Origin of the sequence: Pseudomonas sp. D4-21 (genome assembly GCF_051132125.1) — a bacterium.
Taxonomy (GTDB): Bacteria; Pseudomonadota; Gammaproteobacteria; order Pseudomonadales; family Pseudomonadaceae; genus Aquipseudomonas.
The window spans coordinates 1,296,364-1,323,346 of the sequence record NZ_CP071664.1; the positions used below are offsets into that span (position 1 = coordinate 1,296,364).

Consider the following 26,983-nt stretch of genomic DNA (forward strand, 5'->3'; position numbering starts at 1 on the left):
CAAACGCTCGCGGCCTGCTTCATCGTCCGGCCAGTCGGGTAGCTCCAGCGTGTCCAGGAACCGTTGCCCTTGATCCAGCGGCAAGCCTGCCAGCGAAAAGTCGTCAACGGTGACCAGCCCGGCCGTGTCGTAGTGCTCCACCAATTGACCGCATCGATTGTGCAGGGCGTCTTCGGTCGAACGACTGGCGTAGCGCAGGCGGCCAACCGTGGCCCAGGCTTGGTCCGGGCCGCGCTCGCGGATCAGCGTGGGCCGCAATTGCGAGTCGTATTCGGTTTGCTGCTCGCTGCCACGGGCATCCCAGCTGTGCAGGCGCTGGCCGGCCAGGCCAGGCAGTTCGCAACGCAGCCCAGCATCGATGTTTTCAGTGCGCAGCGGTGTGCCCGACAGACTGTAAATGCTGTGGAGGTTGACGGTTTTCGTGCCGTGGAAGCGAGGGTCCCATTGGTCAACGATGCGTCCGGCGAGGTCATATGCCTGGGCCGTGACCAGCCGTTGGGTTTCGTCGCTGGTCGAACCGCGCAGGTAATCCACCCGCCGTACCGGCCCAGCCCAGCCGTTGAACACCGCCACGACCGGCGTCTTTCGATGAACCTGGGGGGGCATTGGGCTGGCCCCGGATCGGTATCGTTGTAATCGTGATCACACCGGTACCACGGATGGTAGACATGCCAAGCCTCGTGCCCCTTGGCATTGATGACCTTGACCAAGCGTCCGGTCGGGTCATAGAACTGCTGGTCGTGATAGCCGTGCTCGCGCAGCGAGGCGTCCTTGATGTAGCGCCAGGCATCGGCGAAGTAGGGGCGATAGACACGGGTCACCAGCCCCTTGTTGTTGTACTCGACCCGTTCGCTGACGCGCCAGCGCGGGTCGGCCTCGTGCTGTATCGGTTTGTCATCGGGGCCCAACAGCAGCGTGCCGTTCTCGGCGACGGCGTAGGCGACGCCGGGCTCCACCAGTTGTTTGGTTTGCAAAGCGCGTCCGAATCCATCGACGGCGCTCAGGGCGATGCGGATTTGTTGCAAGGGGTCGTCCGGGTAGCGATCGGCGCTGAGCACGACACTGTGGGCCGGCTCTTGGGTGGTGGCCTGGATCAGCGCCCACAGCAGTTCTTCGCCGGCGGTGCGGGTTTTAAGCCGGGCCAGGCGCACCCGCGCCGAGGCTCGGATGTGGCCGCTGGGCAGCAGATATCGGGCATTGATCCATTCGTCGCGCTGCGCCGGCAGGACCAGCGACAAATCGAGCTCGCCCATCCAGCTCAGGTTGTCGATGCGCGCTGCGCTGGCGATATCACCCAGGGTGGCTTCGGGGTCCTCGATGGCGTGGCCGGGCGACAAATCATCGGGTGGCTCATAGCCATCGATGGGATAAAAACCTGCGGGGATGCCGTTCTCGGTCCCATGGAAACTGACGCCCAAGGGTAGGCCGGCGGGACCGTAAAGCGCCTCGTGAACGTTGTCGTTGGCGTCAATGATGCGGCAGGGCAACAGCGAGTGATAGTCGTACTCGACGTGGGTCGCGCAGCCGTCCGGCACAGTGACGGTGATGGGCATCAAGTGAAAAGAGTCGTATTCGGTGCTTGTCAGGCCATGACTCTGGGTTTCTTGCAACGCGCTGATATGGAAGAAGCCTGCGAGTGGCCGGTAGGTGGCGAAACCGACTTTCTTCGACCAGAGATTCCGGGCCTCGTCCTCTTCTGGGTCTTCAGGCAGGAACAGCCTCATCGGCTCGTAGCCGACCATTTCCAGTTGTTCACGGATATCGAACGGTTCGGGCACGACGTCGTAGGCCTCCAGCGCCTGCTTGTCGAACTCGGCCACTTCCAACGGACCGCGCAAGGCTTGGAACGGTGCGTCACTCAAGTAGGTTTGCTCCTCGAGAGCGATCAGCACGCGGGCCGTGTTCCAGTGCTCGCTCTCGTGGTGTTCGAGGAAACACTCGTAGCTGACCTGCTGCGGGTTCAGCCCTGCGGGGAGTGAGCCTTTTGGCAATTGGAACCCATTGGTCCGAGCGCGCCAGGGCAGGCCCAGCCGTTGACGCGGCGGTCTTTCTTTCTCGAAAAAGTGCTTATAGGCGGCCAGGCTTTCGGTCAGGTGATACACCTGTTGCTGATCGTCGTGGGCGTCGCGCCACCAGATATCCTGGTCTTCGTCCCCGAAGGGTGGATCGTCCGCCGCGCTCAGGCGCCGCGCGTAGTGGACGACGAAGCCGTGCTCCAGCTGACCGTAGCGGTTCCAGCCGAGGTTGACGATGTGCTGGGTTTGGGGGTCGTTGATAAACCATCGTATTGATGGCTGACCATTTCCAGTTCCTGTACCTGAAGGCTCTTCTGGCGGTCGTGGGGGGAACGCAGTAAATAACGTCGCCGGGCCACTGTTTGGGGCTTGGTCATGTCGGGCGACTCGCCCTCGTGGGTCTCGCTGCGCAGTACGTGACCGCCCAGCGCGTAGGCCATGTCACGAGCGGTGTCCGGGTCGGAAAAGATAACTTCGTCAGCCTTGTCCTGTTCGTGGAGCCGGGTCAGCAATGTGCGGCCCAGGGGCGGCGCGTCGGGGTCGGCGTCGAAACAGTCCTTCAGGGGTTGGTCGACGGTGCGACCGGTGTGGAACCAGGTCTTGACCAGCACCGGTGCGGTGAAACCGCTGTCGCGCTCAACCGAAGGCAACTCGCTGTCGAGCTGGTACAACCGGCCAAATCCCCGGAACTCACGGTGATAGCCGTCGTAGTCGCCTTCGTAGTAGGTGAAGCGTTGGGTCAGGCAATTTCCAGTGATTTCGTCCTCCTGTTGTTGCCGGGCCACCAGTGGCAAAGCCATGGGCAGGTAGCAGTCCAGCGCTTCGCCCTTCGCCGCGCGCTGAGCTTTTTCGTCCAACCAGAACTGCGCGCTGCTGCGGTGGGCGAGGGTGCTGTTGCAGCCCATGTTGTTGTTGATGGCGTTAAGCAGGTAGGGCCGCGCGGCGACAAAATCGTAGCGCCAATGGCGCGGTTTCATGTCCGCGCTGTGATGGGGAATACTCAGGAGCAGGCTGGCGCAGCCCAAACCTTGCAGATCGGCCAGGGTGACCTGGCAGAGGTTGTCGTAGCGCATGCCTTGCGGCCAGGGCACCCGCACGGGTGTCTGTTCAAGGCAATTGCCGCCATGGTTCAAGTAGATTTCGAAACAGTCGCTGCGCAGGTAGATCAGCGCCGGCGCGCCGGAACCGTCCAGGTCGGCGATCCGCACCCGTTCGGCGTTGAACTCGGTGTAGGTGAAGGGCAGCGCGCTCATCACAAAGCCCTTGCCGAAACGCCCATGGCCCAGGTTCGGCCAGCACTTGATTTCATTGGAGCGGATACGGCACAGCTCGCTGCTGTCGCTCCCCAGCATGTTGGCGAACAGCACCAGTTCGCTGCGTACATCGCTGAACAAGGGCAGGGTGCTGTCGGGTTCATGGGGAACGTCCACGCCGGCGGCGAACCCGTCCTGGCGCAGGTTGGCGTACAGCCGCACGCTTTTGGGGCCGACCATCGCCAGGGAGCGCAGGCCGTCGCCCGTCAGGTCGCCCAATTGCGCGGCGGGGTGCAGGAACTCCGTGGGGAAGCGCTTGAAGTCGGTGAAGGTCGACCAACTGCGGTCCGGGTTGAGCGTATAGAAGCCACTCATGCCGGGCTGGGCGATGACCCAGTTGAGGCGGCCATCGCCGCATAGATCGGTCAGCACCTGCATCACCAGTGTGTTGTCGGCGGCGATTGGGCTGGTTGGCAGAAGGGTCCACGGGGCGTACTCGATTTTATCAGGATCGTCCCCCGGGGCGCGCTGGGGCTCGCGGTAATACCAGCCGTTGCTGTAGCGGCACAGGAAACCAGGAACGCCTTCGCCATAAAGGTCGACGCATTGATAACGGCGGCTGTCTTCCAGGGCCGGCATGGTCTCCAGGGCAAAAAAAGCTTCAGGTTCGTAGTTGGGTTTGAAGTCGGTGTACTGGAGTTCGATCGGCGGCGTGTATTCGACCCGATCCTCGGCGTCCCAATGCTGGTAATGAGCGGCGGTCAACAGACTGTAGCTACATTGAGTGTCGCTGTATTCGAGCAGTAGCCGTCGTACCAGCGCGGGTTCGTTTCCGTTTTCGGCTTCGGCGGGAAACTGGTGAAACATCAGCACTTGGTGGCAGAGGCGCCGCGTGCCCACTTCGAAGCCGTATCGGTACGCGTGGATCGGATCGCTACGGAGTCTCCAGACATCTTCGTCGGAGGCCGACCAAGTGGGTTTTTCCGCCAGTTCACAGGTGCGCTGGCCATAGTCGAACAGCAAGTGAAAGTGCCAGGGGAGGCTGGCCGGGTCTTCTTGTTCCATGCAGTACAAGGTTTCGCTGGCCGTGGCGTTGCCGTAGCACAACCGTCGTAGGTAACGCTGGGTGCTGTAGTCGTGGGGGCCGCCGGAAGGGCCGGGGTCGGCCTGGTACTCGTAGTAGATGTGTTCGCCCAGGGGGCTGACCTCTTCCAGCAACAGCCACTCGGCGATACGCGAGGGGACTTGCGGGTCGGCAATGCGCGAGTTCGGGCTTTTCCCATAGCAATACACGTGGCCGTTGCTGCCCTGAACTCGCCAAAACGGTGGGATGTTGAAGCTCGTACACAGTTCATAGATGTCGAAGGTGCTTTCGATTCTGGGGTAATAACGCACGACCTCAAAAATATCGTCGCGGACTTTGCGGCTGGTCTGTGCTTCAAGATCCGGCCAAAGATCCACCCCGTCCGGGCCGACCATGACGTCGTCTTGGCTGTAATGCGGGACGCCTTTGCTGGTCTTGCGCCGAATGCTGGGGATCGACAGTTGCATGCCGATGCCGAACACACCGTTGCCGCCCTGGCTGTTGTAATGCAGGGCCAGCGCCGGCGTCAGGTGACGGGCACTCGATATCGGCAGGGGCAACTCGAAGGAAGCGGCGCCCCGCGTGCCGACCGGGCCGAGGCTGTTGCCGAAGGTGGCGATTGACGCACTACCGGCGATTGTTGGCGTGATGATTTGAAGGGGGGCTTGTTCGGCCATTTGTCGTTCATCCCTTTGACCTTGGCCGGGGGCGATTCCCGGCCAGGATGAGGATGCCAAGGGAGAGCGGGGGTGTAACCTGTCAGATCTGACAGGTCGGTGGGTTTGCCCGATGAATGGTGTGCTCAATGACTTTGTGGGAGCGAGCCTGCTCGCGAAAGCGGCGGTACAGCCAACATCTTCACCAACTGACCCACCGCCATCGCGAGCAGGTTCGCTCCCACAGGGGGTTGTTGTGCGCCTATAAAAAAGGCCGATGAGCGTGTCGCTCACCGGCCTTCTTCAGCGCGAGAAAGTGCGTGTTACTGCACTTCCACCGCCAGGCTTTCGCTGATCTTCTGCTGCCAGATCGCCGGGCCTGTGATGTGTACCGACTCGCCTTTGCTGTCCACGGCGACAGTCACCGGCATGTCCTTGACCTCGAACTCGTAGATCGCTTCCATCCCCAGTTCGGCGAAGGCCAGGACTTGGGATTTCTTGATCGCCTGGGCCACCAGATAAGCGGCACCGCCAACGGCCATCAGGTAGACGGCCTTGTTGTCCTTGATCGCTTCGATGGCGGTCGGGCCGCGCTCGGATTTGCCGATCATGCCCAGCAGGCCGGTTTGTTCGAGGATCTGGCGGGTGAACTTGTCCATCCGCGTGGCCGTGGTCGGGCCGGCCGGGCCAACCACTTCGTCGCCCACCGGATCGACCGGGCCGACGTAGTAGATGAAGCGCCCCTTGAGGTCCACCGGCAGGGTTTCACCCTTGTTCAGCATCTCGACCATGCGCTTGTGCGCCGCATCGCGACCGGTGAGCATCTTGCCGTTGAGCAGCACGGTTTCGCCCGGTTTCCAGCTTTGCACGTCTTCCGGGGTCAGGGTGTCGAGGTTCACGCGACGTGCCGACGGGCCGGCTTCCCAGACGATTTCCGGGTAGGCGTCCAACGGTGGCGCTTCCAGCGAGGCCGGGCCAGTGCCGTCCAGCACGAAGTGGGCGTGGCGGGTGGCGGCGCAGTTGGGGATCATGCACACCGGCAGGGAGGCGGCGTGGGTCGGGTAGTCCATGATCTTCACGTCGAGCACGGTGGTCAGGCCACCGAGGCCCTGGGCGCCGATGCCCAACTGGTTGACCTTCTCGAACAGCTCCAGGCGCATCTCTTCGATGCGGTTTTGCGGGCCGCGGGCCTTGAGCTCGTGGATGTCGATGGATTCCATCAACACTTCCTTGGCCATCACCGCGGCTTTCTCGGCGGTGCCGCCGATGCCGATGCCGAGCATGCCCGGTGGGCACCAGCCGGCGCCCATGGTCGGAACGGTCTTCAGGACCCAGTCGACGATGGAGTCGGACGGGTTGAGCATGGCCATCTTCGACTTGTTCTCTGAACCGCCGCCCTTGGCCGCCACGTCCACTTCCACGGTGTTGCCCGGGACGATGGAGTAGTGAATGACCGCCGGGGTGTTGTCCTTGGTGTTTTTGCGCGCGCCTGCCGGGTCGGCGAGGATCGATGCGCGCAGGACGTTTTCCGGCAGGTTGTAGGCGCGACGCACGCCCTCGTTGATCATGTCGTCCAGGCTCATGGTCGCGCCATCCCAACGCACGTCCATGCCCACGCGCACGAACACGGTCACGATGCCGGTGTCCTGGCAGATCGGCCGGTGGCCGGTGGCGCACATGCGCGAGTTGATCAGGATCTGCGCCATGGAGTCACGGGCCGCCGGCGATTCTTCGCGCAGGTAGGCCTCGTGCATCGCCTGGATGAAATCCACGGGGTGGTAATAGGAAATGAACTGCAGGGCGTCGGCAACGCTCTGAATCAGGTCGTCTTGCTTGATCACGGTCATGAGTCGCGCTCCTCTCTAAGACGGGAACATTCAATAAGGTGCCGCCCGCTTGGGTGCATCGGTCGACGGACGGCACCTCTTAAGGCACGCCGGGCATGCTGGCGCGACGCTAAAAAGGCGCGGCAGTATATCGCAGGCTGGGGGCCTGTGGGAGCGAGCTGCCTTTGTGGCGAGGGGATTTATCCCCGCTGGGCTGCGGAGCAGCCCCAAAATGACTGAAGGCGAACAACCTGACACACCGAGGTGACTGGTTTTCAGGGCTGCTCCGCAGCCCAGCGGGGATAAATCCCCTCGCCACAGGGGATATCGGCGGAGCCGGCAGATGCGTCAATCTGGGCCATTGCTTTGACGCCATTTTTCTGAGCCAGAATTGAATGGTCATTTGTCGAACACGCCACTAAAGTGGCGTCTGGCCTGTAGCGTAGGACAGCTCTATCAGTTCCTCTTTTCCATGGTGAGTCACCGATTGACCCATAACGCCATTCAACGTCTTTTGCTCAAACGCTTCGCCCTGGCCGCCACGACTTATGCGCTGGCACTGGTGTTGCTGTGGTTGGCGTTTTTCAGTGGCCATTACCTCGACTCGTTGCGTGGCGCCATCATCGGCACGCTGTTGGTGGTGCTGTGCCAGGCTGGTTTGTTCGCGCTGTTCATCACCGATCGCAACCTGCGCTTCGCCGACCCCAGCCTGACGGAAATACAGGTCTGGATCGGCCTGGGCTGGCAGACCTGGATGATGGCGCACCTGGACCAGGCCCGCGGCGTGTTCCTGGTGTTCTATGTGCTGATCCTCTTGTTCGGGCTGTTCCACCTGACGCGGCGGGCCTTTGTGCGCTGCGCCACGCTGGTGTTCATCAGCTTTACCGGCATCACGCTGTGGGACGGTTACTTCTTTCGGCTGCCCGATCCGACGCTGGCCGGTCTGCAGGTGTCCGTGCTGTTCATCGTGCTGGTGTGGCTGGTGTTGTATGCCCGCTATGTCCAGACCTCACGCCAACGCATGCGCCAGCGCCGGTTTGCCTTGCAGGCGCACCAGGATACCCTGCGCGGCATGATGCGCCAGCTCGAAGACCTGGTCGCCACCGACGAACTGACCGGGCTGTTCAATCGCCGGCATTTCCTGCGCCTGGCGAGCCGCGAACTCAATACCCTCAGGCCCGGCGTCGCCCATGGCCTGGCCTTGATCGACCTGGACCATTTCAAGCGCATCAACGATTTGCACGGCCATGCGGCAGGCGACCAGGTGCTCCAGGCGTTTGCCGGTGTCGCCACGGCGTGCCTGCGTGAAGGCGACGTATTGGCCCGCTACGGTGGCGAAGAATTCGTAATGTTGCTGCCCGCCTGCGACCCCGCGCGCCTGACGGCCTGTTGCGAGCGCTTGCGGCTGGCGTTCACCCAAGTGGAATTGACCGACCTGCGGGTGGGCACTCTCAGCCTGTCTGTGGGCATGACGATGCTGGAAATGGGCGATGACCTGGACAGCGCCTTGCAGCGCGCCGACCAGGCCTTGTACCGTGCCAAGCGAGACGGCCGCAACCGTTGTGCCGCCGCCTGGGAGAACGTCGATGCCTGAGTTGAAAGTCGCCGGCCGGCAATGGTCGGTGGCGGCGGGCAGTAACCTGCTGGATGCGTTGAACCAGGCAGGCGTGGCCGTGCCCTACAGTTGCCGCGCCGGCAGTTGCCATGCGTGCCTGGTGCAATGCCTGAGCGGCGACGTGCGCGACAGTCGCCCCGATGCCCTGGCCCCGGCGCAGCGTGATCAAGGCTGGCGACTGGCGTGCCAATGCCAGGTGGTGGAGGACGTGCAAATCCACACCTTCGACCCACAACGCGACGGCCAAGCCGCCAAAGTGGCGGCGGTGGATTGGCTGGGCTCCGACGTGCTGCGCCTGCGCATTACCCCGGAGCGACCGCTGCGCTATCGCGCCGGACAACACCTGGTGCTGTGGGCTGGTGACGTCGCCCGGCCATATTCCCTGGCGAGCCTGCCCGAGGAAGACCGCTTCCTGGAGTTTCACCTCGATTGCCGCGCGCCCGGGCAATTCATCGACGCGGCGCGACAATTGAACAGTGGTGACCCGATCCGTCTCGGGGAACTGCGCGGCGGCGCGTTGCACTACGACCCCGACTGGCATGAAAAACCCCTATGGCTGCTGGCCTCCGGCACGGGCTTGGGGCCGCTGTTCGGCATCTTGCGCGAAGCGTTGCGCCAACAGCATCGGGGCGCGATCCGGTTGGTTCATGTGGCCCGCGATGCCGCCGGGCATTATCTGGACAAACCCCTGGCGGCACTGGCGGCCAAGCATCCGAACCTGAGCATCGAGCTGTTGACCGCAGCCGAGGCGCCAGCGACGCTCGCACAGCTGCGCCTGGCGTCGCGCCAGACCCAGGCGTTGGTTTGCGGCCATCCGGATTGGGTCGAGGCGTTTGCCAAGCGCTTGTACCTGGCGGGGTTGCCGAGGAATCAATTGTTGGCGGATGTGTTTGTTACCCGTGACAATGGCGGCGTCTGACCGATCGCCATCGCGAGCAAGCTCGCTCCCACATAGGATTTGCGGCGCACACAGAACCCCTGTGGGAGCGAGCCTGCTCGCGATAGCGCCCGTCCAGACACCCAACGTCCAAAGGCAAAAACAAAAAGCCCCGCCATTCACATGGCGGGGCTTTTTGTGTTCAGCGACCGATCATCAAACCATCGGGTCGCCAACGTGCAGGATCTTCATCCCGTTGGTGCCGCCGGTGGTGTGGTAGCTGTCACCCTTGGTTAGGATGACCCAGTCGCCTTTTTCCACGACGCCGCGTTTGGTCAGTTCGTCGATGGCTTTCTGGCTGACTTCGTGCGGCTCCAGCGAAGCCGGGTCGAACGGAATGGTGTACACGCCACGGAACATCGCGGCGCGCGCCTGGGCTTCGCGGTGCGGGGTGAAGGCGTAGATCGGCACCGAGGAGCGGATGCGCGACATGATCAACGGCGTGTAGCCACTTTCGGTGAGGGCGATGATCGCCTTGACGCCCGGGAAGTGGTTGGCCGTGTACATGGTCGCCAGGGCGATGCTTTCGTCGCAGCGGGTGAATTCCTTGCCGATGCGGTGGCTGGAGGTCTTACCGGTCGGGTGCTTCTCGGCGCCGATGCAGATACGCGCCATGGCCTGCACCGCTTCGAGCGGGTAGAGGCCGGCGGCGCTTTCGGCCGACAGCATCACCGCGTCGGTGTAGTCCAGCACGGCGTTGGCTACGTCGGACACTTCGGCGCGGGTCGGCATCGGGTTCTGGATCATCGACTCCATCATCTGGGTCGCGACGATCACCGCTTTGTTGTGGCGGCGTGCGTGCAGGATGATCTTCTTCTGGATGCCCACCAGCTCGGCGTCGCCGATCTCCACGCCCAGGTCGCCACGGGCCACCATTACGGCGTCGGACGCCTTGATCAGGCCGTCCAGCGTCTCGTCGTCGGCCACGGCTTCGGCGCGTTCGATCTTCGCCACCAGCCAGGCGGTGCCGCCGGCTTCGTCGCGCAGTTGACGGGCGTATTCCATGTCCGCCGCGTCACGGGGGAAGGACACGGCGAGGTAGTCGACTTCCATTTCCGCGGCCAGCTTGATGTCGGCCTTGTCTTTATCGGTCAGGGCCGGTGCCGTCAGGCCGCCGCCGCGACGGTTGATGCCTTTGTGGTCCGACAGCGGGCCACCGATGGTCACGACGCAGTTCAGTTCGGTGGCGGTGGCGGTCTCGACGCGCATCACCACGCGCCCGTCGTCGAGCAGCAGTTCGTCGCCCACGCCGCAATCCTTGACCAGGTCCGGGTAGTCGATGCCGACCACCTGCTGGTTGCCTTCGGTCAGCGGATGGCTGGTGGAGAAGGTGAATTTGTCACCTATCTTCAGCTCGATGCGCTTGTTGGCGAATTTGGCGATACGGATCTTCGGGCCTTGCAAGTCGCCCAGCAGGGCAACGAAACGGCCGTGCTTGGCGGCCAGGTCACGCACCAGCTTGGCGCGAGCCTTGTGCTCGTCGGGGGTGCCGTGGGAGAAGTTCAGACGGGCAACGTCCAGGCCAGCCAGAATCAGCTGTTCGAGAACTTCCGGCGAGTTACTGGCCGGGCCAAGGGTAGCGACGATTTTGGTGCGACGGACGGACATGCAAGACTCCTCAAGTTCAAGCGCCAGCGAAGGCTACTATGGTCTTTGGGTGTAGTCATTGTTCATATGCACTACTTATTCGTTTCTTTTTCGAAATGAACATTCCTGAAAATTTTTGCGCCTTTAACTGCTTAAGCCGAACATCGCTCTTGTGGCGAGGGAGCTTGCTCCCGCTCGGTTGCGTAGCGACCGCAAAAATCCGGGGCTGCTCTGCAGCCCAGCGGGAGCAAGCTCCCTCGCCACACACGTGTTCACCGTGGAGGTTTTTCGTGCTGAAGATTTTCCCCGCCAGGTCGATACAGAGCTCAAGACAGGAGAACCTCCCCATGCGATTCGTGCTTTTTATTGCCCTGGCCCTGAGTATCACGGGCTGCACCCGTTGGTCGATGAACCACCACATGAACCTGGCCTACAAGGCCTATGAGCGGGGCAACTGCGAGCAGGTGATGCTCGAGCTGTCCAAAGTCGACCGCGCCAGCCGTGCCCGTCGCTACATGCAGCCGGAAGTCTCGATGATGCGCGGCCAGTGCCTGGAGCGGCAGAAGCTCTACGTCGACGCGGCGCAAACCTACCAGTTCATCCTCACCCAATACCCCAACAGCGAGTACGCCTACCGCGCCCGCGCACGGCTCGAAACCCTGCAGAGCCTGGGTCATTACCCCACCCGCAGCGCCTCGGCGATCCGTCCCACGTCGTTCTGAATTTGATTTATTCGAAACCCTTCCGCGAGCCAGTTGTCGACCGATGACTGGTATCGAATCCGGCTGGCCGATGCTCGCGCTTGGACTATAGTTGTACAAAACGTGGCTAGAGCCAGAACTCTAATTTCGAAGCGTCACCTGTCACCGGTAGCATTTGGCCGGCCAGAGGGTGTCTGGCATCGGAGTCGGGGAGAGCGGGCAGGGATGAGCCCGTTCCGAAGCACTGGATTGGCCGGGTTATCGGCTACTCAAAAAGTGATACAAGACATGTACAAAGAGCGGCAGATTGCACGACATCAGCTGGCGTATTTCCTTGAGGTGTTCAACGGCATAAACGGCAAACCCATTGGTTTTTTGGGCAACGTTTCGGAAAACGGCCTGATGCTCATCAGCCATTTGCCCTTGATGATCGGTGCGGATTTCGACCTGCGCCTGAAACTGCCCGCCGAGGAAGGACCGCAGCAGCAGATCCGTTTGAAAGCCCATTGCCTGTGGTGCCGCGAGGACGTGACACCGCAACATTTCGACGCGGGCTTCAGCCTGCAGTGGGCACCGCCTGAATACGGACAACTGGTGAGCGCATTGCGGCAGTACTTCAGCTTCTATCAGCTACCAGAATCGGCGTGAGCCCTACCGCGTTGCGATAACCCCGTGGCGAGGGAGCTTGCTCCCGCTGGGGTGCGTAGCAGCCCCCTGGTTATCAACTGACACACCGCATGGGACGCTTCGCGTCCAGCGGGAGCAAGCTCCCTCGCCACGGGGACTTCATCGCCCGATGTATCGCGTTGCTATCAGCGCAGCACCTTCGCCTCGCCATCCAACAACTTCTCCAGCAACAACACCCCCATCTCGCCCATCTGATGAATCGCCAACGCCAGGTTGCGCGGGGCGCCTTCCAGTTCTTCCGATAAATCCAGAATCAGCGTGCTCACCGAGCAGAAGGTTTCGTAGCTGTGTACCAGCAAGCCTTCCGGGTCGGCATCGGGGGCGACGATGAAACAGTCCAGTTGTCGTTGGTTTTTGGCTGGTTGGGTGGGGTTGGGTTTCAGGTAGTGGTCGAGGGCTTTTTTCGCGGCTTTGTCGAGCTTTTGCTCGTCGACGGTTTTACGGGGAGCGGGTTTTGGGGGATTGGGGGTTGGTTTGATCATGAACGTTTTTCCGTAATTAAGGCTGCCACCCGTTTCGCGACTAAACGAGGGGTGGCGGCTGGACGCAGGTTAGTCGACCGGTGGAAAAACGAAGCCCGGCGCGCCCAAGGGCGCCCTGCGAACAGCCACCATCAAGTGCGGGACTTTGGCCCGACTGGATGACGCTTGTGCACACGCGTTTTTCATAGCCGAGCGACTATCCGCTCCCGTCGAGATCACGATAGAGCTGGAATACGGCGACAGTTTTTTAGCGGGTGCTCCGGATGCCCAGGTCTGTCTTAAATACGTGCGGGGGAGTGAGTCCGAGAACCTGGTGTTTGATCCGCCGTTGGGAGAACTTTTGGTAATGGAGCGGGGGAGCAGTCCGTTGAGGTGGACTGTTTCAACCAACACGGTGCGAGACTATTCGTTTGCGTTGCAATTCTTGATGCCCTTGTTCAGAGAGATTTCCCCGTCTCCCCCAGTTTCTGGCACTGTCTTGCGTAAGATCTGACGTTATGTTCGATCACTTCCATTGGCTTTGGGCAACGGCTACCGGGACAGTGCTTTGTTTTTTATGACGACTGAATCGTCTGTTGCCTACAAATCCCCACCCTTCTTCCACCCCAGATACAACGTCACCAGCTCGGCCCCCAACTCCCCGGGCCGAGCTTGCAACACCGCCATCCCATGGGCACTCAACCGTTCATGCAACGTCGCCCGCGCACTCAAATATTCCACCGTCCCGCAATAAGCCAGCGCGTCAGACACGGTGTGCACCGGCGCTTGGCGCAGGCGGTCGAGGGCTTCTTCGCGCAGGCTTGCCACCAGCACGCGATGGCTTTGGCCCAGGCGTTTGACGGCGGCCAGCAATTCTTCGTCGTCCTCGTCCCGCAGGTTGGTCACCAGCACTACCAAAGCCCGGCGTTTCTGCCGGGCGAGCAGTTGGGTGACGGCGGCCTGGTAGTCGGCGGGGTGTTGGCTGCTGTCCAGGTCGTAGACGCTATTGAGCAGGACGTTGAGTTGATCGCTGCCCTTGACCGGGGCGAGGTAGCGGGGTTGTTCGCTGGCGAAAGTGCTCAGGCCCACCGCATCGCCCTGGCGCAGGGCGGTGTAGCTGAGCAGCAGGCAGGCGTTGAGGGCGTGATCGAAATGCGACAACTCGCCGTCCTGGCTGCGCATGCGCCGGCCGCAGTCGAGCATGAAGATGATTTGCTGGTCGCGTTCGTCTTCGTATTCCCGGGCGATGGGCGTGCGGTGGCGGGCGGTGGCTTTCCAGTCGATCTGGCGCAGGCTGTCGCCTTCGCGGAATTCGCGCAATTGATGGAATTCCTGGCCCTGGCCGCGCCGCTGCCGCTGGCGGATGCCGAGGTGGCTGAGCCAGTTGTCCACCGCCAGCAGTTCGCCGTCGTACAGACGGGCGAAGTCCGGGTAGACGCGGGTGCTGTCGAGCGCGTCGATCAGGCGTTTGTCGCTCCACAGGCCCATTGGGCTGGGCAGGTTGATTTCGCAATGTTCGAAGGTGAAGTGCCCGCGCTTGAGCGGGCGGACGCGGTAGCCGAGCTGGGTGAGCCGGCCGGGTTGTAGTTGTGCTGAAACAGGCAGTTGTTCGAAGTCCAGGCCATTGGGCACGTGATCGAAAATCTCGATTTCCAATGGCTGGGGCAGGTCGTGGCGGATGTCCAGGCGCACTTCGCTCCATCGGCCCAGGGCCAGGCTGCCGGGCAAATGGCGTTGGACTCGGGGCGAGGGCAGGCGCCGGACGCGCACCGCGTCGAGTATCGACAGGGCCAGCAGCGCCAACAGTAAGCCCCAGTGGATCGACAGCAAAGTCGAGGGCACCGCGATGCCCAGCGCGCGCAGTGCACCCAGCACAATGCCGACGGTCAGCAGGATCGCGAGCCAGGCGAGCAGCAGGCGGGAGGGTTTCATGGGGGCGTGCCCTTGCAGGAGATGTTGGCCTTGGCAAAGAAATTTACTGCAGTGAGGTTTCCTGTGGCGAGGGAGCTTGCTCCCGCTGGACGCGCAGCGTCCCCTTGCGGTGTGTCAGATAGAACTTGGGGGCTGCTTCGCAGCCCAGCGGGAGCAAGCTCCCTCGCCACAAAAAGCATGCCTGCCACAAAGAATTTTCCTGGCACAAAAAGCATTCCTGGTACAGAAGACATTCCTGCCATAGAAGGTATTCCTGGCATAAAAAGCACGCCTGGCACAGACGCCTTCATCACAACCTTGGCGCCGACACTTGATCGAGCAACTGCCCCAGCACCTGGTCCACCGAAAGCCCTTCGATGTCCAGCTCCGGCGCCAGCCGTACGCGGTGGCGCAGCACGGCCAGGGCGCAGCCCTTGATGTCGTCCGGCACCACGAATTCGCCGCCGCGCAACATCGCGCGCGCGCGGGCGCAACGCACCAGGGCAATCGAAGCCCGAGGCCCGGCCCCCAGGGTCAGGCCCGGCCAGGTGCGGGTGGCGCGGGCCAGGCGCACGGCGTAGTCGAGCACCTGGTCGTCCATCGGCAGCTCGCTGGCGATGCGTTGCAGCGCTTGCACGTCCTTGGCTTGCAACACCGTGCGCAACGGCTGAACGTCGAGCATGTCGGCGCGGGTCGAGCGGCTGACCTGGCGCACCATGTTCAATTCCTGATCGGCGTCGGGGTAGTCCATGCGCACCTTGAGCATGAAACGGTCGAGCTCGGCCTCCGGCAACGGGTAGGTGCCTTCCTGTTCGATCGGGTTCTGGGTCGCGAGCACCATGAATGGCTGGGCGATCGGCAGCGCGCGGCCTTCGAGGGTGACCTGGCGCTCCTGCATGGCTTCGAGCAACGCCGCCTGGGTCTTGGCCGGTGCGCGGTTGATTTCGTCGGCGAGCAGCAGGTGGGTGAACACCGGCCCCTTGCGCAACTTGAACTGCTCGCTCTGCAAGTCGTACACCGCATGTCCGGTGACGTCGCTGGGCATCAAGTCCGGGGTGAACTGGATACGCGCGAACTCCCCGCCAAAACAGCGGGCCAGGGCGCGCACCAGCAACGTCTTGCCCAGCCCGGGAACGCCTTCGAGCAGGACATGACCGCCGGCGATCAGCGCCGTGAGCACATCATCGATCACGGCTGCCTGGCCGACCACGGCCTTATGCAGCTCGGTGCGGATCGCCTGGGCCAGTTGACTGGCGCGCTGGCGTTGCTGGGCGGCGTGGGCCTGGCTGTCTGAGGGCTCGTTCTGTTCAGTCGTCAATTCTGGCGTTCTCCTAACGGTTTATAAGGCATTCCTAAGGGTTTGCAAAAGGCCGACCTGACGGCAGAAGTCGGCGCTGGACAGGCGTCGTTTCGGCCGGGGGCTGAGGGCCTGGCTGATGGTTCGCGTGGGTTGGCGCGTCAGACGTGCTAGCACTTGCCATTGTTCGGCGACCACCAGTTGTTCGAAACCCGGATGAAGCTGGCGCGCCCGGCGCAGCACGTCCTGTTGCAGGCTGTGCAACAGGTGTTGCTGGCCGTTGTGGCGCAACTGGAAGGCGGCGCTGGCTTGCAGGTGTTCTTGCAGTTGGCGTCGCGCCTTGGGCGCCGGTTGTTGCAGCGGGCCATGGCGCACCGCCGACCGCCACAGCCAAAGGGCGATCAAGGCCAGCAGCGCCACGATGGCCTGAGGGAAGTAGCGCAGCAGCAGGGTCAGCAGGTTGTCGTGGTCGGTATTGAACAGCAGCGTGACGTCGGTATCGGCGCTCAGGTACCAGAGCAGCCAGGCGTTGTCGTACTGGTCGATCTGGTCGTTCTTCCACAGCTCGGCGTCGGTCAGCACGGTGATCGTGCCCAGACCGTGGTTCAGTTGCATCAGGTGAGTCGCCGCCGCGCTGTTGGCCCAGGCCTGGGCGAGGTTCAGCGGGTCTTCGAGGTGAAAGTCGGTGTCGAAGCCGATGTAGGCCGGCGCCTCTTCGTCTTCCAGGTACAGTTTGGTCAATTCGGGGTAGGGATCCTTGATCAGCTCCGGCTCCGGTGCCTTGAGGTCCTTGCTCAAAAGTTGGCGCAGGCGCACGCGGTCCAGCAGCAGGTCGCCGCTGCTGTTCGTGCTGTCGTCCCACAAGGCCTCGGCGACGAACAGCAGGCGCCCGCCGGCGCGGGTCCAGTTCATCAACTGGTCGACGTCCCGTGGCGTCATGTTGCTGCGTTCGCCCAACAGCAACAGGCTGCGTTGGTGCGGTTCGAGCGTGGGCAGCACGTCCAGGCTGTTGGCGTGTTCAACATTGATGCCTTGCTGGCGCAAGAATCGTTCGGCGGCCAGGTACGGGTTGGCCTGGGCTTCGGGGGAGGGGCCGTGCTCGATGGTTTCCTGATAGGGCACGGCCTTGAGGTACAGGTACACCGCCAACGCACAGGTCAACGCGGCACCGACTGCGCCGATCACCCACCCCGTGCGCTGGCTCATCGGGACGCTCCGGGGCCGAACAATTCGCGCCAGCCATTGCACAACTGCTGTTGCAGATGGGCGGGCGGAGGGCGGTGTCCATAGGCAATGTTCTGCCAATGCAGGGTCAGGTGCCTGCTGAAGGCCATCAGCGGTTCGTGCTGGAGCTGTTCAACCCGTTGCAACACCTGGCCTTCGGTGTCGGCCGGCTTGAGGGGCATGTTGAACTCATGGTGCAAGCGGCTGAGCAGCGCTCGATACAACAGGCCCAACGCCTCGCGTGGCGAGTCGGACCACAACTGCTCGGCGCTGGCCGCGACATCGTTTGGCAAGCTCTCTTCGCGGATATCCAGGTCAAACATGCGTGCCGGCGCGGGGCGCTCCGCCGGCAGGCGTTTCGTTGGCCGGTAGTTGGCGAGCGCCTTGAGCCGTTCACGATAGCGCCAGGCCAGCCAGACGATCGCGCCCACCAGCGTGGCCCAGAGCAGCGCCTGGATCAGCGCAGCGATCGTTTCGAAGCGTTTGGCGCTCCAGTTGAGCATCGATTTCAGCCAGCCGGGGGCTTCATCGGTTTCGGCCGATTCGGTGGCTTCTTTGCCGAATCGATAGCGCGTCACGGTTTCCGGATTCTTGAAAGGGGGTGCGTCAAGGATTGCCTTGATGCTCTCGCGGGAGGCTTGGCTGGTGACGGGTTGGTTGAGCAGGCGAGGGCTCTGGGGTGCGTTGCTGTTGTCATCGGCCCATGCGGGTGGCGCCAGCGGCAGGAGGGTCAGGGCGAGCAGCGCCAGGGCAGGCGCTACGGTGCCCAGGCGTTGGCGCAGGCGGCGGAACACCAGCTCGATGTCCCAGGCTTCCAGCAGGGTGCGTCGATTCAGGTAGAGGCTGAAGCCGCAGGCGACGTAGATCGGCTCCCAGACAATCAGCAGCAGCGGATAGAGGACATTGAGCAGGTGTTCGAGCCACAGCCAATCGTGTTCGGCGACGGCGATCAGGGTTTGCCAGTCCCATTCCAGTTCGACTTGTTGCGGCACGAATAGATAGAACAAGGCCATCAGGCCGAACCACAAGACGGTCTCCAGGTGCACGCCGAGGATGGTCAACCATTGCGCGGCGCCGCCGTTGCGTTGCAGCAGCACGCGCAAGCGCTGCTCTCGTGCCTCGCCGGCGAGCCCTTCGAGTTGTACGACGGGCATCAGGAAGCTGCGACTCAGGCTCAGCCGGCGCCAGGTCAGGCTGGCCAGCAATTGTGGCTTGAGCAGCGTCGGCCATTGGCGCAAGGCCTGTTTCAAGGTCGGCGTCTCGCCAAACAGCGCCTTGGACAAGATGTACAGGGGCAGGCGTTCGAAGGCCGGTTTCAGCCACCAGAATATAAACACCACCAAGGAGGGCGAGTCCCACAGCAACAAGGTCAGTAGCGCATACACCGGCAGTGTGACGATGGCCCAGCTGGCCATCAGCAGCCGCCGGTGCTGCTGGGTCATCAGTACGCCGAGGTCCATGGCTTCCCAGGTGGTGCGTGGGCGGATCGCTACCGTGACGTCACTCAGGCGCATGCTGGCCTCGCCCGGCGAACAGCAGGTAACCGATCACCAGCAGCCACAGTAGCGCGCCGATGGTGTATTTGGTGGAGGGTGTCGCGGCGCTGGAGGACCAATAGGCCTCGACGAACGCTGCAATGAGCAGGAAGAGGATCACCCCGGCGATGATCAGCACGCTTTTGCCGGCGGCCAGTCGCAAGGCTTCGCCCCGCGTGAGGCGTCCCGGCGCAATCAGCGCCCAGCCCAGTTGCAGGCCCGCGGCACCGGCCAGGGTGATGGCAGTCAATTCGAAAGCGCCATGGCCAATGACGAACGACCAGAACGTTGCGCCCGAGCCGATCTGGGTCAGGTGCCCGGCCACCGCGCCAATGGTCAGGCCATTGAAGAACAGGAAGAACGCGCTGCCCAGGCCGAACAGCAAACCACTGGCGAATGTCTGAAAGGCAATCCCGATGTTGTGCATGATGTAGTAGCCGAACATCACCCAATCCTCGCTGGCGGCCCGCTCGATCGAGCGCCCCAGGTGCCCCGCCGCCGGGTCGTACATGCCGCGGATCTGGCTGACTTCCTCGACGCTCAGCAAGCTGTAGACCAGCTCGGGGAACAGGTACACCAGCAAGCCGACGCCGACGAGGCTGCCGATGAACATCAGGCCCGCCGCCAGGACGAATCGCCATTGTTCGCGCACCAGGCGGGGGAAGCCGGCCAGGATAAAAGTCGACAGGCCGGTCGAGGGGTGGCTGCGGTCCCGGTAGAGTTGCTGGTGTCCGCGCAGCGCCAGTTGCTGCAAGGTATCCACCAGCAAGCTGCTGTAGCCCCGGGCCTGGGCCAGCGCCAGGTGTTGGCAGAGCTGTCGATAGGCGTGGGGAAAGTCGCTGCTCTGGGGGACATTGCGGCGGCGCTCCAGTTGGTCGAGCAGGCGGGACAGGTGTTCCCATTCCCCTTGGTGGCAGCTTTCGAACAGGCTTTGCTTCATGTCGGCCCCAACAGGCCGCGGGCGATGCCATTGAGTTCAGCCACGGCCCCGGTGGGGTGCACCTTCAATGGCGCGGCCAGGATTGCCGCCAGTTCGGTGACCCTGGCGTCGGACAATTGTGCCTGGCGCTCGGCGAAACCCAGCACGGCGCGTTGTTCCACCAGGGCCAGGGCAAAGGGCGGGCGTAGCGGCCGGGCCATTGGCAGTTCGGGACGCTTGACCGGTTGCTCGCGATAAACCACCAGCGTGCCAGCGGCCAGGTCGCCCAAGCGCTTGAAGGTCGGGTGTTGCAGGCAGCAGAGCGCTCCAAAGGTGTAGCCGAACGGCAACATATCGACGAAGCGCAGCAGGTTGCGGATCAACGAGGCAGACCAGCCGATCGGCCGACCATCATCCTGCACCACGCGCAACCCCATGATCTGCTTGCCGGGGGAGCGGCCCTGGTTCAGCACCTCGAACAACACCATGTACCACCAGCTGACGATGAACAGCAGGATCGAGCCCAGGCCGATCCCCAGTTCGCCGAAGAACGCCAGGACGACAAAGAACAGGCCGAGCACCAGCCCGCGTATCACCAGGTCGATGGCGAAGGCCAGCGCACGAGGCATCAGCCCCGCCGGGCGCAGTGGCAGGTCGATGCCTTCGGGCGTTTCGACCTGGTAACGTGTGTCCAGTGGCGGCGGTAGCGGCGCGTTCCTTTGCAGTGCTGGTGTCTCGAGCATGGGCAACCTGTGATGGCCGTTCGAACGTTCGATCTCGGCGCAGATGCTAGGGTCTGTATGAATGTGTTCGCGGAAGGCCAGACAAGGCGAAACGGGGGAGGAAGTGGAATGTACAGGAGTACATGAGCATTCCGAGCCCCGTTTCAACGCAGTATGGGCGAGTGCGGATACATTTCGTACAGAGCCTATCAGTCTTCGGGCGGGCGCACGATATGGCCGTGTATGTCATTTCATGGCCTGCAACAGGATTAAAGGCGCGAAGGCTGGCGGGCGCAGGGTACGAACGCCTAGACTTCGCCAGTCCTCAGCCCAGGAACACCCCGTGACTTCCATCTTCTGGTACGACTACGAAACCACCGGCATCAACCCACGATGCGACCGCCCCTTGCAGGTGGCGGGAATACGTACCGATTTCGACCTCAACGAAATCGACGAGCCGGTGAACCTGTATTGCCGGCCCAGCGATGACATCCTGCCCCACCCGGCGGCCTGTGCCATCACCGGCATTACGCCCGCGTGCCTGGCGGAAAAGGGCTTGAGCGAAGCCAACTTCATGACACGCGTCCATGCGCAATTGGCTGCGCCTGGGACCTGTGGTGCCGGCTACAACACCTTGCGCTTCGACGACGAAATGACTCGCTACAGCCTGTATCGCAATTTCTTCGATCCGTATGCTCGGGAATGGCAGGGGGGCAATAGCCGCTGGGACCTCATCGACCTGGTGCGCGCCGCCTATGCGCTGCGTCCCGAGGGCATCGTCTGGCCGCAGGAGGATGGCCGCGTCACCCTCAAGCTCGAACGCCTGACGGCCGCCAACGGCATCGATCATGGCCAGGCCCATGACGCGCTGTCGGACGTGCGCGCGACCATCGCCCTGGCCCGGTTGATCCGCGAAAAACAACCCCGGCTCTACGACTGGTTGTTCCAGTTGCGCGGCAAGCAGAAGGTGATGGACCAGATCCGCCTGTTGCAGCCGATGGTGCATATATCCGGGCGCTTCTCGGCGGCGCGAAACTACATTGGCGTCGTGCTGCCGCTGGCCTGGCACCCGAAGAACCGCAACGCCTTGATCGTCTGTGACTTACACCTGGACCCCCAGGGCTTGCTTGACCATGACGCGCAGCTTTTGCGCCAGCGGTTGTACACCCGCCGCGAAGACTTGCTCGACGGTGAGCTGCCGGTCCCCCTTAAACTCATCCACATCAACAAATGCCCGGTGGTTGCGCCGCTGGCTGTCTTGCGCGCCGAGGACCAACTACGGCTGCAGCTGGACATGGAGGGCGTGCATCAGCGGGCGCTGCGGCTAAGTGACGCACAACACGTCTGGCAAGACAAACTCCAGGCTATTTACGGGCAAGAAGACTTCACTGCCAGCGAAGATCCCGAGCAGCAATTATATGCAGGGTTTCTCGGTGATCGAGATCGCCGTTTATGTGAACAAGTTCGCATGGCGGATCCGTCTGATTTGGCCCAACAGCAGTGGCCATTCGATGATGAACGCCTGCCGGAATTATTGTTTCGATATCGTGCGCGCAACTTTCCGGAGACCTTGGATCCAGCGGAACAACAGCGTTGGACACTTTTTTGCCAGCAACGCCTGTCTTTCCCTGAATGGGGCGCGCCGAATACGCTGAGCAATTTTGATGAGGCGATGACAGAGTGGATGGACCAATCTTCGCCGTTGCAGCGCGATGTGCTGATGCAATGGCAGGGCTACAGCCAACAATTGCGCAAACGTTTTAGCCTCTAAACTGCCACGCAGCTATTGAAAGCCAGGGTAAAAACCCAGGCATAAAAAAACGCCAGCAAATCGCTGGCGTTTCTGCTTGCAGGCTCCACCTCTTAACGCGCGGCGCCGCTGGCGAGGCTTAGCCCAGCAGGGTTGCCCAGCCTTCTACCACGTCACCGCCCCACTTGGCTTTCCACTCTTTCAACGTCTTGTGGTTGCCACCTTTTGTTTCGATGACTTCGCCATTGTGCGGGTTTTTGTATTGCTTAACTTTACGAGCACGTTTGGTGCCGGTCGTTTTTACCGCGCCGCGGGGTGCTTTACCCGACTTGGCTTCTGGATCCAGCAGGGCAATGATATCGCGCAGGGACTTGGAATATTCGCCCATCAGCGTGCGCAGTTTGCCTTCGAATTCCAATTCTTTTTGCAGTTTGTCGTCTTTGGAGAGGTCGGCCAGACGTTGTTGCAATTCTTCAATAGCTTGTTTTGTGGCGTTGTATTCGGTGATCAGAGACATGGGGACTACCTTATGTAGGACGCTGGTGACAAGGAGACAGTGAAGCAATAGTAATCAGACAGTTTCATCAAGTAAACATTTAAGCCGTGTTTATTTAGTTAAATAGTGCGGGTGCCATGGAAATGGGCATCGCAAATAAATACTCGATGCTGTCTTCATATCCGTTCACACAATTGCGGCGCAGCCACAGGCCACGTCGCGCGCAGCCTCGGTGGTCCCGGGCGGGCAGGGTGTGCGATCGATACTGCAGTTTTGCTACGCAATGGCTAGAATGGCCACCTTTTTGCGAAGTTCTGGAGTTCCCCTCATGCGCACTTTTCGGCTGGTGATCGCTTGCCCGGACCGCGTCGGTATCGTTGCTAAAGTCAGTAACTTTCTGGCGTCCCATAATGGCTGGATCACTGAAGCGAGCCATCACTCGGACAACCAAAGTGGCTGGTTCTTCATGCGCCACGAGATCCGCGCCGACTCGCTGCCCTTTGGCCTCGAAGCCTTTCGCGAGGCATTCGCCCCGATTGCTGAAGAGTTCTCGATGGATTGGCGTATCACCGATACCGCGCAGAAAAAGCGCGTGGTGCTGATGGCCAGCCGCGAGTCTCATTGCCTGGCTGACTTGCTGCACCGCTGGCACAGCGATGAGCTGGATTGCGACATCGCGTGCGTCATTTCCAACCATGACGACTTGCGCAGCATGGTGGAGTGGCACGGCATTCCTTATTACCACGTCCCCGTCAATCCGCAGGACAAGCAGCCGGCGTTCGCTGAAGTCTCGCGGCTGGTCAAGCAGCATGACGCTGAAGTGGTGGTGCTGGCCCGCTACATGCAAATCCTGCCGCCATCGCTGTGCAGCGAATACGCGCACAAGGTCATCAATATCCACCACAGCTTCCTGCCGTCTTTCGTCGGCGCGAAGCCGTACCACCAGGCATCGATGCGCGGCGTGAAACTGATCGGCGCAACGTGCCACTACGTGACCGAAGAGCTGGACGCCGGTCCGATCATCGAGCAGGACGTGGTGCGTGTCAGCCACAGCGACAGCATTGAAGACATGGTGCGATTCGGTCGCGACGTGGAGAAGATGGTGCTGGCGCGCGGCTTGCGTTATCACCTGGAAGACCGCGTGTTGGTACACGGCAACAAGACCGTCGTATTCTGATCCAACGCAGAACCCGGTGGTGAGGGAGCAAGCTCCCTCGCCACGATTAGCCTTGAGAGGGCATGGACCATGACCGATCCCTTGGACAAAGCCACCGCCAAAGCTCCGCCAACCGTGGGCGAGGGCTGCCTGAGCCGCTACGATCCCGACGCGTTGAGCCCCGAGGACGGCACTGAGTTTCCCGACGCCGCGAAGCTCTGGGACGAGTTGAACGACAAGCCTCAGGGCGACTCCGAACCCAATCAATAAAGGGTCAGGCCTGCCTGAGCCTGATCAGCTTCTTGATCAATGGTCGCCCGACCATCAGGAAAAACACTGGCCCTCCGGCCAGCAGATAGAAGTAATAGGTCACCGCTCGCCAGATCAGAATCGCCGCCGCCGCGGTGGATTTTCCTACCATGGGCGCCAGTAGCGCCGCCGAGGTCAACTCCGCCGCTCCGGCGCCGCCCGGCAGCAGGCTGAACTGCCCCGCGCTCAGAGAGAGCATTTGGATCAGGAAACTCCACGCCCATTGCAAATCCGCCCCCAGCCCTTTCAATGCCAGATAAAGCACGCTGTAGCGCAGCGCCCAGTGCAGGCAGGTCAAGCCGAACACTTGGAAAAGTGTCATTCGGGGCAACTTCAACGTATCGGTGAACGCCGCCAGGAAATTGAGGATCTTGCGCCCCCAACGCCGGCGAGTGCTGGTTTTCACCCGTAGATGGCGCAACACTCGGGCACCCAGCAGAATCAGCCGGCGATGGTAGCGCGCGACCAGGGCGCAGCAGGCCAGGCCGCCGAACATCGAAATCGCGCTCAACGCCAGCATCCATTCCATGCGCTGGCTGAGGTTCTGGAACAGCGCGTAGAACAGGATGCCCAGCAACGCACACAGGAAAAACAGCAGATCGCTCAACTGATCCATCGCGAATACGGCGCTGCCATGGGCCGGGCGCACGCCGTTGCGCGCCAGCAGGGCCATCAGCGTCAAGGGGCCGCCGCTGCCGCCGGGCGTCGCGCACATGGCGAACTCGGTGGACATCACCACGCCCATGCTTTTGACCGCGCCGATGCGCCCACGGTGCTCGCCCAGCAGCAAACGCAGGCGCATCGAGTTCAGCGCCCAGCACAGCACAATCATGCCGAGCATGACCAACAGCAGCGACAACGGAAAGCGCTGCACCCGCGACCACATTTCCCCACCGCCCACCAGCATCGGCACCACAAGCGCGATGAGCAGGGCGGCGACCAGCCAGATCAATCGCTTCATGCGGCGTTATTGACCCGCAGGCCCTGGGTTGCCAGCCAGCCGGCCTTGGTCATCGGCACACGTCCGTCCTCAAGCAGGCGCTGCAGGGTGCGTAGCCAATAATCCCGGGAAAAACCGTGGCGCATGTCCACCGGGTGCAGCCCCAGGCGAATCACAGGTGCCTGGCGCCAGCGCTGTTTGCGCTGGTCGCTGATGATTTTCGACAGGCCCCGGCGCCAGGCGCTGCGCGCGCTCCAGACCAGGCCCGGCGCATCGATCTGGGTGAACTCTGGCAAACGGTAAAGGTGTTGGGTATCGCTGGTGTAGCTCAGAGGCAGCTGGCGCAAGGCTTGCCGGGTGCCTTCGCTCATCAGCCAGGCGGGCGCGACGAAACCTTGGAGCGGCCATTGGTACCGCTGGAAGATTTCGATACCGGCTCGTAGGCGAGCGAGGGCGGCCTCTTCGGACAATCCATAGAACTCGCCTTCGTGGGTGTAGACCCGCCGCATGAAAAAGTCCTTGGGATGAAGGGCGGGCGGGCCGTCGTCGCAATGGTAGTAACCGTGCAAGACCAATTCATCGCCGCGCTCGACCCGGCCGTCCAGCAAGCGCCTGAAGCCGGGGTGATCGTCCAGCGCATTGGCATGATGGAAATCCGGTACCACCAGCCAGGTCATCGGCACCTGGCCAAGGGCGTCGACGGCTTCAACGAAGGGCTGGTAGTCGGGCCAGGTCTGGGGCGCGACGTCATGGAGCACCAACAGCAGGCTGGGGGTGGGATTCATTGCCATCGACGTCGCCTCAACCATTGGCCAGCAGCGGCATCTCTGCGCCGAGCACACTGTAGTAATGGCCCAACAGGCTATTGACCACCGTGTCCCAGGCGTAATGACGCTCTACGTGTCGCCGAGCCCTGGCGCCACGTTGCTCGCAACCTTCGGCGAACAGCTGTCGAACGGCATTGGCCATGGCCTGCGGATTGTCAGGTGTGCACAGCAGACCGCAGTCCTCCTGGACGATTTCGCTGAACGCGCCGGCGGCGACCGCTACCACCGGGATGCCGCTGGCCATCGCTTCGAGGATCACCAGGCCAAAGGTTTCCTGGTCGCCAGCATGTAGCAACGCGTCGGCGCTGGCCATCAGCCGGGCGACCTGGGGCGCCGGGCAGAATTCGTCGATGACGGTGACATTGTCCGGCACCAGGGCGGGCATCGAAGAACCGACCAACAACAAGTGGTAGCGCTCGCCCAGGCGTTTCATGCACTTGAGCAGCACCGGCAGGTTTTTTTCCTTGGAGCCGCGACCGGCGAAGATCAGCAATCGCGCGTCTTCGGCGATGCCCAGCTCCGCCCGCAATTCGGGGTCGCGGGCGGCGGGGTTGAAGGTCTGGAGGTCTACCCCCAAGGGCTGTACATAGACGTTCTTGACGCCCAGCCCGGTCAGTTTGTCGGCCATGACCTGGCTGGGGGCCAGGACTCGGTCGAAGTTGCCGTACAACTTGCTGACGTAGGCCTCGATGTTGGGCGTGAACCAGCTTCCCATGCGGTTGCTGACCAGCAGCGGCAAGTCTGAATGATAAAAACCGATGACAGGCACATCGAGCTGGCGCCGGGCATCGAGGGCCGCCCAGGCGGTGAGATAGGGATCGCCTACTTCAATGAGATCAGGCTGCAAGTCGCGCAGGACATTACGCCAGGGCGCCAGGCGAAGCGGGAAGCGATAACCCTTGCCAAAGGGAAGCGGAGGGGCTGGAACTTTATAGATTCCGTCCTGCTCACTCAGGTGAGCGCCAGGAATCAAGAGGCTATGGCGGATACCGGGCCGATTGCCCAGGCGCCGGTGCTTGGCATCCAGATAAGTGCGCACGCCACCGCTGGCGGGGGCGTAGAACATGGTTATGTC

22 protein-coding genes and 1 pseudogene are annotated in these 26,983 nt (G+C 62.2%); 7 read left to right on the forward strand and 16 right to left on the reverse strand.

All coding sequences use genetic code 11. The features are described 5' to 3' along the window. Positions 1-242 precede the first annotated feature (242 nt). From J3Q04_RS05675 to J3Q04_RS05690, 4 genes and pseudogenes are all read right to left on the reverse strand, one after another. The gene (locus tag J3Q04_RS05675) at positions 243-2,102 is read right to left on the reverse strand and encodes a hypothetical protein (protein ID WP_434607491.1); all 1,860 of its coding nucleotides are present in this window, start codon (positions 2,100-2,102) and stop codon (positions 243-245) included. Positions 2,103-2,108: 6 nt separating this feature from the next. Further along, a pseudogene (locus J3Q04_RS05680) lies at positions 2,109-2,219 on the reverse strand (hypothetical protein); the annotation flags it as partial. Then, positions 2,180-5,029 (reverse strand): SpvB/TcaC N-terminal domain-containing protein, encoded by a 2,850-nt coding sequence (locus J3Q04_RS05685; protein WP_434607489.1) that lies wholly within the window; start codon positions 5,027-5,029, stop codon positions 2,180-2,182. The gene J3Q04_RS05685 and the pseudogene J3Q04_RS05680, both read right to left, overlap by 40 nt. 302 nt (positions 5,030-5,331) lie before the next feature. Next, positions 5,332-6,855: a fumarate hydratase gene (locus J3Q04_RS05690; protein ID WP_434607486.1), complete on the reverse strand. Its 1,524-nt coding sequence runs from the start codon at positions 6,853-6,855 to the stop codon at positions 5,332-5,334. Between the two features lie 466 nt (positions 6,856-7,321). Between J3Q04_RS05690 and J3Q04_RS05695 the strand changes: the two genes are divergently transcribed. Both J3Q04_RS05695 and J3Q04_RS05700 read left to right on the forward strand, forming a co-directional pair. Beyond that, complete coding sequence (locus J3Q04_RS05695; protein WP_420765296.1) at positions 7,322-8,428, forward strand: GGDEF domain-containing protein; 1,107 nt, start codon at positions 7,322-7,324, stop codon at positions 8,426-8,428. Then, positions 8,421-9,368 (forward strand): iron-sulfur-binding ferredoxin reductase, encoded by a 948-nt coding sequence (locus tag J3Q04_RS05700; RefSeq protein ID WP_434607483.1) that lies wholly within the window; start codon positions 8,421-8,423, stop codon positions 9,366-9,368. Before J3Q04_RS05695 ends, J3Q04_RS05700 begins: the two co-directional genes overlap by 8 nt. A gap of 174 nt (positions 9,369-9,542) precedes the next feature. Here J3Q04_RS05700 and pyk read toward each other — a convergent pair whose 3' ends face one another. Then, positions 9,543-10,994: a pyruvate kinase gene (pyk, locus tag J3Q04_RS05705; RefSeq protein WP_039591415.1), complete on the reverse strand. Its 1,452-nt coding sequence runs from the start codon at positions 10,992-10,994 to the stop codon at positions 9,543-9,545. Between the two features lie 326 nt (positions 10,995-11,320). Between pyk and J3Q04_RS05710 the strand changes: the two genes are divergently transcribed. Together J3Q04_RS05710 and J3Q04_RS05715 are read left to right on the forward strand one after the other, a co-directional pair. Beyond that, positions 11,321-11,695 carry a tetratricopeptide repeat protein gene (locus tag J3Q04_RS05710; RefSeq protein ID WP_420765293.1) on the forward strand — a complete coding sequence of 125 codons (375 nt, stop codon included), beginning with the start codon at positions 11,321-11,323 and terminating at the stop codon, positions 11,693-11,695. A 267-nt stretch (positions 11,696-11,962) separates the two neighbouring features. Further along, on the forward strand, positions 11,963-12,322 hold the full coding sequence (locus tag J3Q04_RS05715) for a PilZ domain-containing protein (protein ID WP_420765292.1): 360 nt from the start codon (positions 11,963-11,965) through the stop codon (positions 12,320-12,322). Between the two features lie 164 nt (positions 12,323-12,486). On the opposite strand, the gene J3Q04_RS05720 is transcribed toward J3Q04_RS05715, so the two are convergent. The 7 genes from J3Q04_RS05720 to J3Q04_RS05750 all read right to left on the reverse strand — a co-directional run bounded on the left by J3Q04_RS05720 (position 12,487) and on the right by J3Q04_RS05750 (position 20,451). Continuing rightward, a complete protein-coding gene (locus tag J3Q04_RS05720; RefSeq protein ID WP_434607478.1) occupies positions 12,487-12,843 on the reverse strand; it encodes a DUF6124 family protein in 357 nt (118 codons plus the stop codon). A 579-nt stretch (positions 12,844-13,422) separates the two neighbouring features. Next, positions 13,423-14,754, reverse strand: coding sequence for a DUF58 domain-containing protein (locus J3Q04_RS05725; RefSeq protein WP_434607476.1), 1,332 nt, complete (start codon positions 14,752-14,754; stop codon positions 13,423-13,425). 289 nt (positions 14,755-15,043) lie between these two features. Beyond that, on the reverse strand, positions 15,044-16,051 hold the full coding sequence (locus J3Q04_RS05730) for an AAA family ATPase (RefSeq protein WP_434607474.1): 1,008 nt from the start codon (positions 16,049-16,051) through the stop codon (positions 15,044-15,046). Between the two features lie 21 nt (positions 16,052-16,072). After that, positions 16,073-17,236 carry a DUF4350 domain-containing protein gene (locus J3Q04_RS05735; RefSeq protein WP_434607471.1) on the reverse strand — a complete coding sequence of 388 codons (1,164 nt, stop codon included), beginning with the start codon at positions 17,234-17,236 and terminating at the stop codon, positions 16,073-16,075. Then, complete coding sequence (locus J3Q04_RS05740; RefSeq protein ID WP_434607468.1) at positions 17,233-18,768, reverse strand: DUF4129 domain-containing protein; 1,536 nt, start codon at positions 18,766-18,768, stop codon at positions 17,233-17,235. The genes J3Q04_RS05735 and J3Q04_RS05740 overlap by 4 nt, the downstream gene beginning before the upstream one ends. Next, positions 18,755-19,729: a stage II sporulation protein M gene (locus J3Q04_RS05745; RefSeq protein WP_434607466.1), complete on the reverse strand. Its 975-nt coding sequence runs from the start codon at positions 19,727-19,729 to the stop codon at positions 18,755-18,757. The genes J3Q04_RS05740 and J3Q04_RS05745 overlap by 14 nt, the downstream gene beginning before the upstream one ends. Next, a complete protein-coding gene (locus J3Q04_RS05750; RefSeq protein ID WP_420765279.1) occupies positions 19,726-20,451 on the reverse strand; it encodes an RDD family protein in 726 nt (241 codons plus the stop codon). The genes J3Q04_RS05745 and J3Q04_RS05750 overlap by 4 nt, the downstream gene beginning before the upstream one ends. A gap of 322 nt (positions 20,452-20,773) precedes the next feature. On the opposite strand from J3Q04_RS05750, the gene sbcB reads away from it, so the two are divergent. After that, positions 20,774-22,201, forward strand: a complete 1,428-nt coding sequence (gene sbcB, locus J3Q04_RS05755; protein WP_434607463.1) for an exodeoxyribonuclease I — start codon at positions 20,774-20,776, stop codon at positions 22,199-22,201. 118 nt (positions 22,202-22,319) lie between these two features. Here sbcB and mvaT read toward each other — a convergent pair whose 3' ends face one another. Next, complete coding sequence (mvaT, locus tag J3Q04_RS05760) at positions 22,320-22,697, reverse strand: histone-like nucleoid-structuring protein MvaT (protein ID WP_420765277.1); 378 nt, start codon at positions 22,695-22,697, stop codon at positions 22,320-22,322. Positions 22,698-23,004: 307 nt separating this feature from the next. Here mvaT and purU point away from each other — a divergent pair, with 307 nt between their 5' ends. Then, positions 23,005-23,853, forward strand: coding sequence for a formyltetrahydrofolate deformylase (gene purU / locus J3Q04_RS05765; protein ID WP_420765276.1), 849 nt, complete (start codon positions 23,005-23,007; stop codon positions 23,851-23,853). 69 nt (positions 23,854-23,922) lie between these two features. Beyond that, positions 23,923-24,102 carry a hypothetical protein gene (locus tag J3Q04_RS05770; RefSeq protein WP_420765275.1) on the forward strand — a complete coding sequence of 60 codons (180 nt, stop codon included), beginning with the start codon at positions 23,923-23,925 and terminating at the stop codon, positions 24,100-24,102. A 4-nt stretch (positions 24,103-24,106) separates the two neighbouring features. Here J3Q04_RS05770 and J3Q04_RS05775 read toward each other — a convergent pair whose 3' ends face one another. From J3Q04_RS05775 to J3Q04_RS05785, 3 genes are read right to left on the reverse strand one after another with little or no spacing between them, the layout of a single operon-like run. Continuing rightward, positions 24,107-25,102, reverse strand: a complete 996-nt coding sequence (locus tag J3Q04_RS05775) for a lysylphosphatidylglycerol synthase transmembrane domain-containing protein (protein ID WP_420765274.1) — start codon at positions 25,100-25,102, stop codon at positions 24,107-24,109. Further along, positions 25,099-25,872 carry a DUF2334 domain-containing protein gene (locus J3Q04_RS05780; protein ID WP_434607460.1) on the reverse strand — a complete coding sequence of 258 codons (774 nt, stop codon included), beginning with the start codon at positions 25,870-25,872 and terminating at the stop codon, positions 25,099-25,101. Before J3Q04_RS05780 ends, J3Q04_RS05775 begins: the two co-directional genes overlap by 4 nt. Positions 25,873-25,882: 10 nt before the next feature. Further along, positions 25,883-26,974 (reverse strand): glycosyltransferase family 4 protein, encoded by a 1,092-nt coding sequence (locus J3Q04_RS05785; protein WP_420765272.1) that lies wholly within the window; start codon positions 26,972-26,974, stop codon positions 25,883-25,885. Positions 26,975-26,983 lie beyond the last annotated feature (9 nt).

Excerpts from the sequence above, each read along its gene's own strand:
- J3Q04_RS05685 (WP_434607489.1), bottom strand. The coding sequence starts at position 5,029 with ATGGCCGAACAAGCCCCCCTTCAAATCATCACGCCAACAATCGCCGGT.
- J3Q04_RS05690 (WP_434607486.1), bottom strand. The coding sequence starts at position 6,855 with ATGACCGTGATCAAGCAAGACGACCTGATTCAGAGCGTTGCCGACGCC.
- J3Q04_RS05700 (WP_434607483.1), top strand. The coding sequence starts at position 8,421 with ATGCCTGAGTTGAAAGTCGCCGGCCGGCAATGGTCGGTGGCGGCGGGC.
- pyk (WP_039591415.1), bottom strand. The coding sequence starts at position 10,994 with ATGTCCGTCCGTCGCACCAAAATCGTCGCTACCCTTGGCCCGGCCAGT.
- J3Q04_RS05710 (WP_420765293.1), top strand. The coding sequence starts at position 11,321 with ATGCGATTCGTGCTTTTTATTGCCCTGGCCCTGAGTATCACGGGCTGC.
- J3Q04_RS05715 (WP_420765292.1), top strand. The coding sequence starts at position 11,963 with ATGTACAAAGAGCGGCAGATTGCACGACATCAGCTGGCGTATTTCCTT.
- J3Q04_RS05720 (WP_434607478.1), bottom strand. The coding sequence starts at position 12,843 with ATGATCAAACCAACCCCCAATCCCCCAAAACCCGCTCCCCGTAAAACC.
- J3Q04_RS05725 (WP_434607476.1), bottom strand. The coding sequence starts at position 14,754 with ATGAAACCCTCCCGCCTGCTGCTCGCCTGGCTCGCGATCCTGCTGACC.
- J3Q04_RS05735 (WP_434607471.1), bottom strand. The coding sequence starts at position 17,236 with ATGAGCCAGCGCACGGGGTGGGTGATCGGCGCAGTCGGTGCCGCGTTG.
- J3Q04_RS05740 (WP_434607468.1), bottom strand. The coding sequence starts at position 18,768 with ATGCGCCTGAGTGACGTCACGGTAGCGATCCGCCCACGCACCACCTGG.
- J3Q04_RS05745 (WP_434607466.1), bottom strand. The coding sequence starts at position 19,729 with ATGAAGCAAAGCCTGTTCGAAAGCTGCCACCAAGGGGAATGGGAACAC.
- J3Q04_RS05750 (WP_420765279.1), bottom strand. The coding sequence starts at position 20,451 with ATGCTCGAGACACCAGCACTGCAAAGGAACGCGCCGCTACCGCCGCCA.
- mvaT (WP_420765277.1), bottom strand. The coding sequence starts at position 22,697 with ATGTCTCTGATCACCGAATACAACGCCACAAAACAAGCTATTGAAGAA.
- purU (WP_420765276.1), top strand. The coding sequence starts at position 23,005 with ATGCGCACTTTTCGGCTGGTGATCGCTTGCCCGGACCGCGTCGGTATC.
- J3Q04_RS05770 (WP_420765275.1), top strand. The coding sequence starts at position 23,923 with ATGACCGATCCCTTGGACAAAGCCACCGCCAAAGCTCCGCCAACCGTG.
- J3Q04_RS05775 (WP_420765274.1), bottom strand. The coding sequence starts at position 25,102 with ATGAAGCGATTGATCTGGCTGGTCGCCGCCCTGCTCATCGCGCTTGTG.
- J3Q04_RS05780 (WP_434607460.1), bottom strand. The coding sequence starts at position 25,872 with ATGGCAATGAATCCCACCCCCAGCCTGCTGTTGGTGCTCCATGACGTC.
- J3Q04_RS05785 (WP_420765272.1), bottom strand. The coding sequence starts at position 26,974 with ATGTTCTACGCCCCCGCCAGCGGTGGCGTGCGCACTTATCTGGATGCC.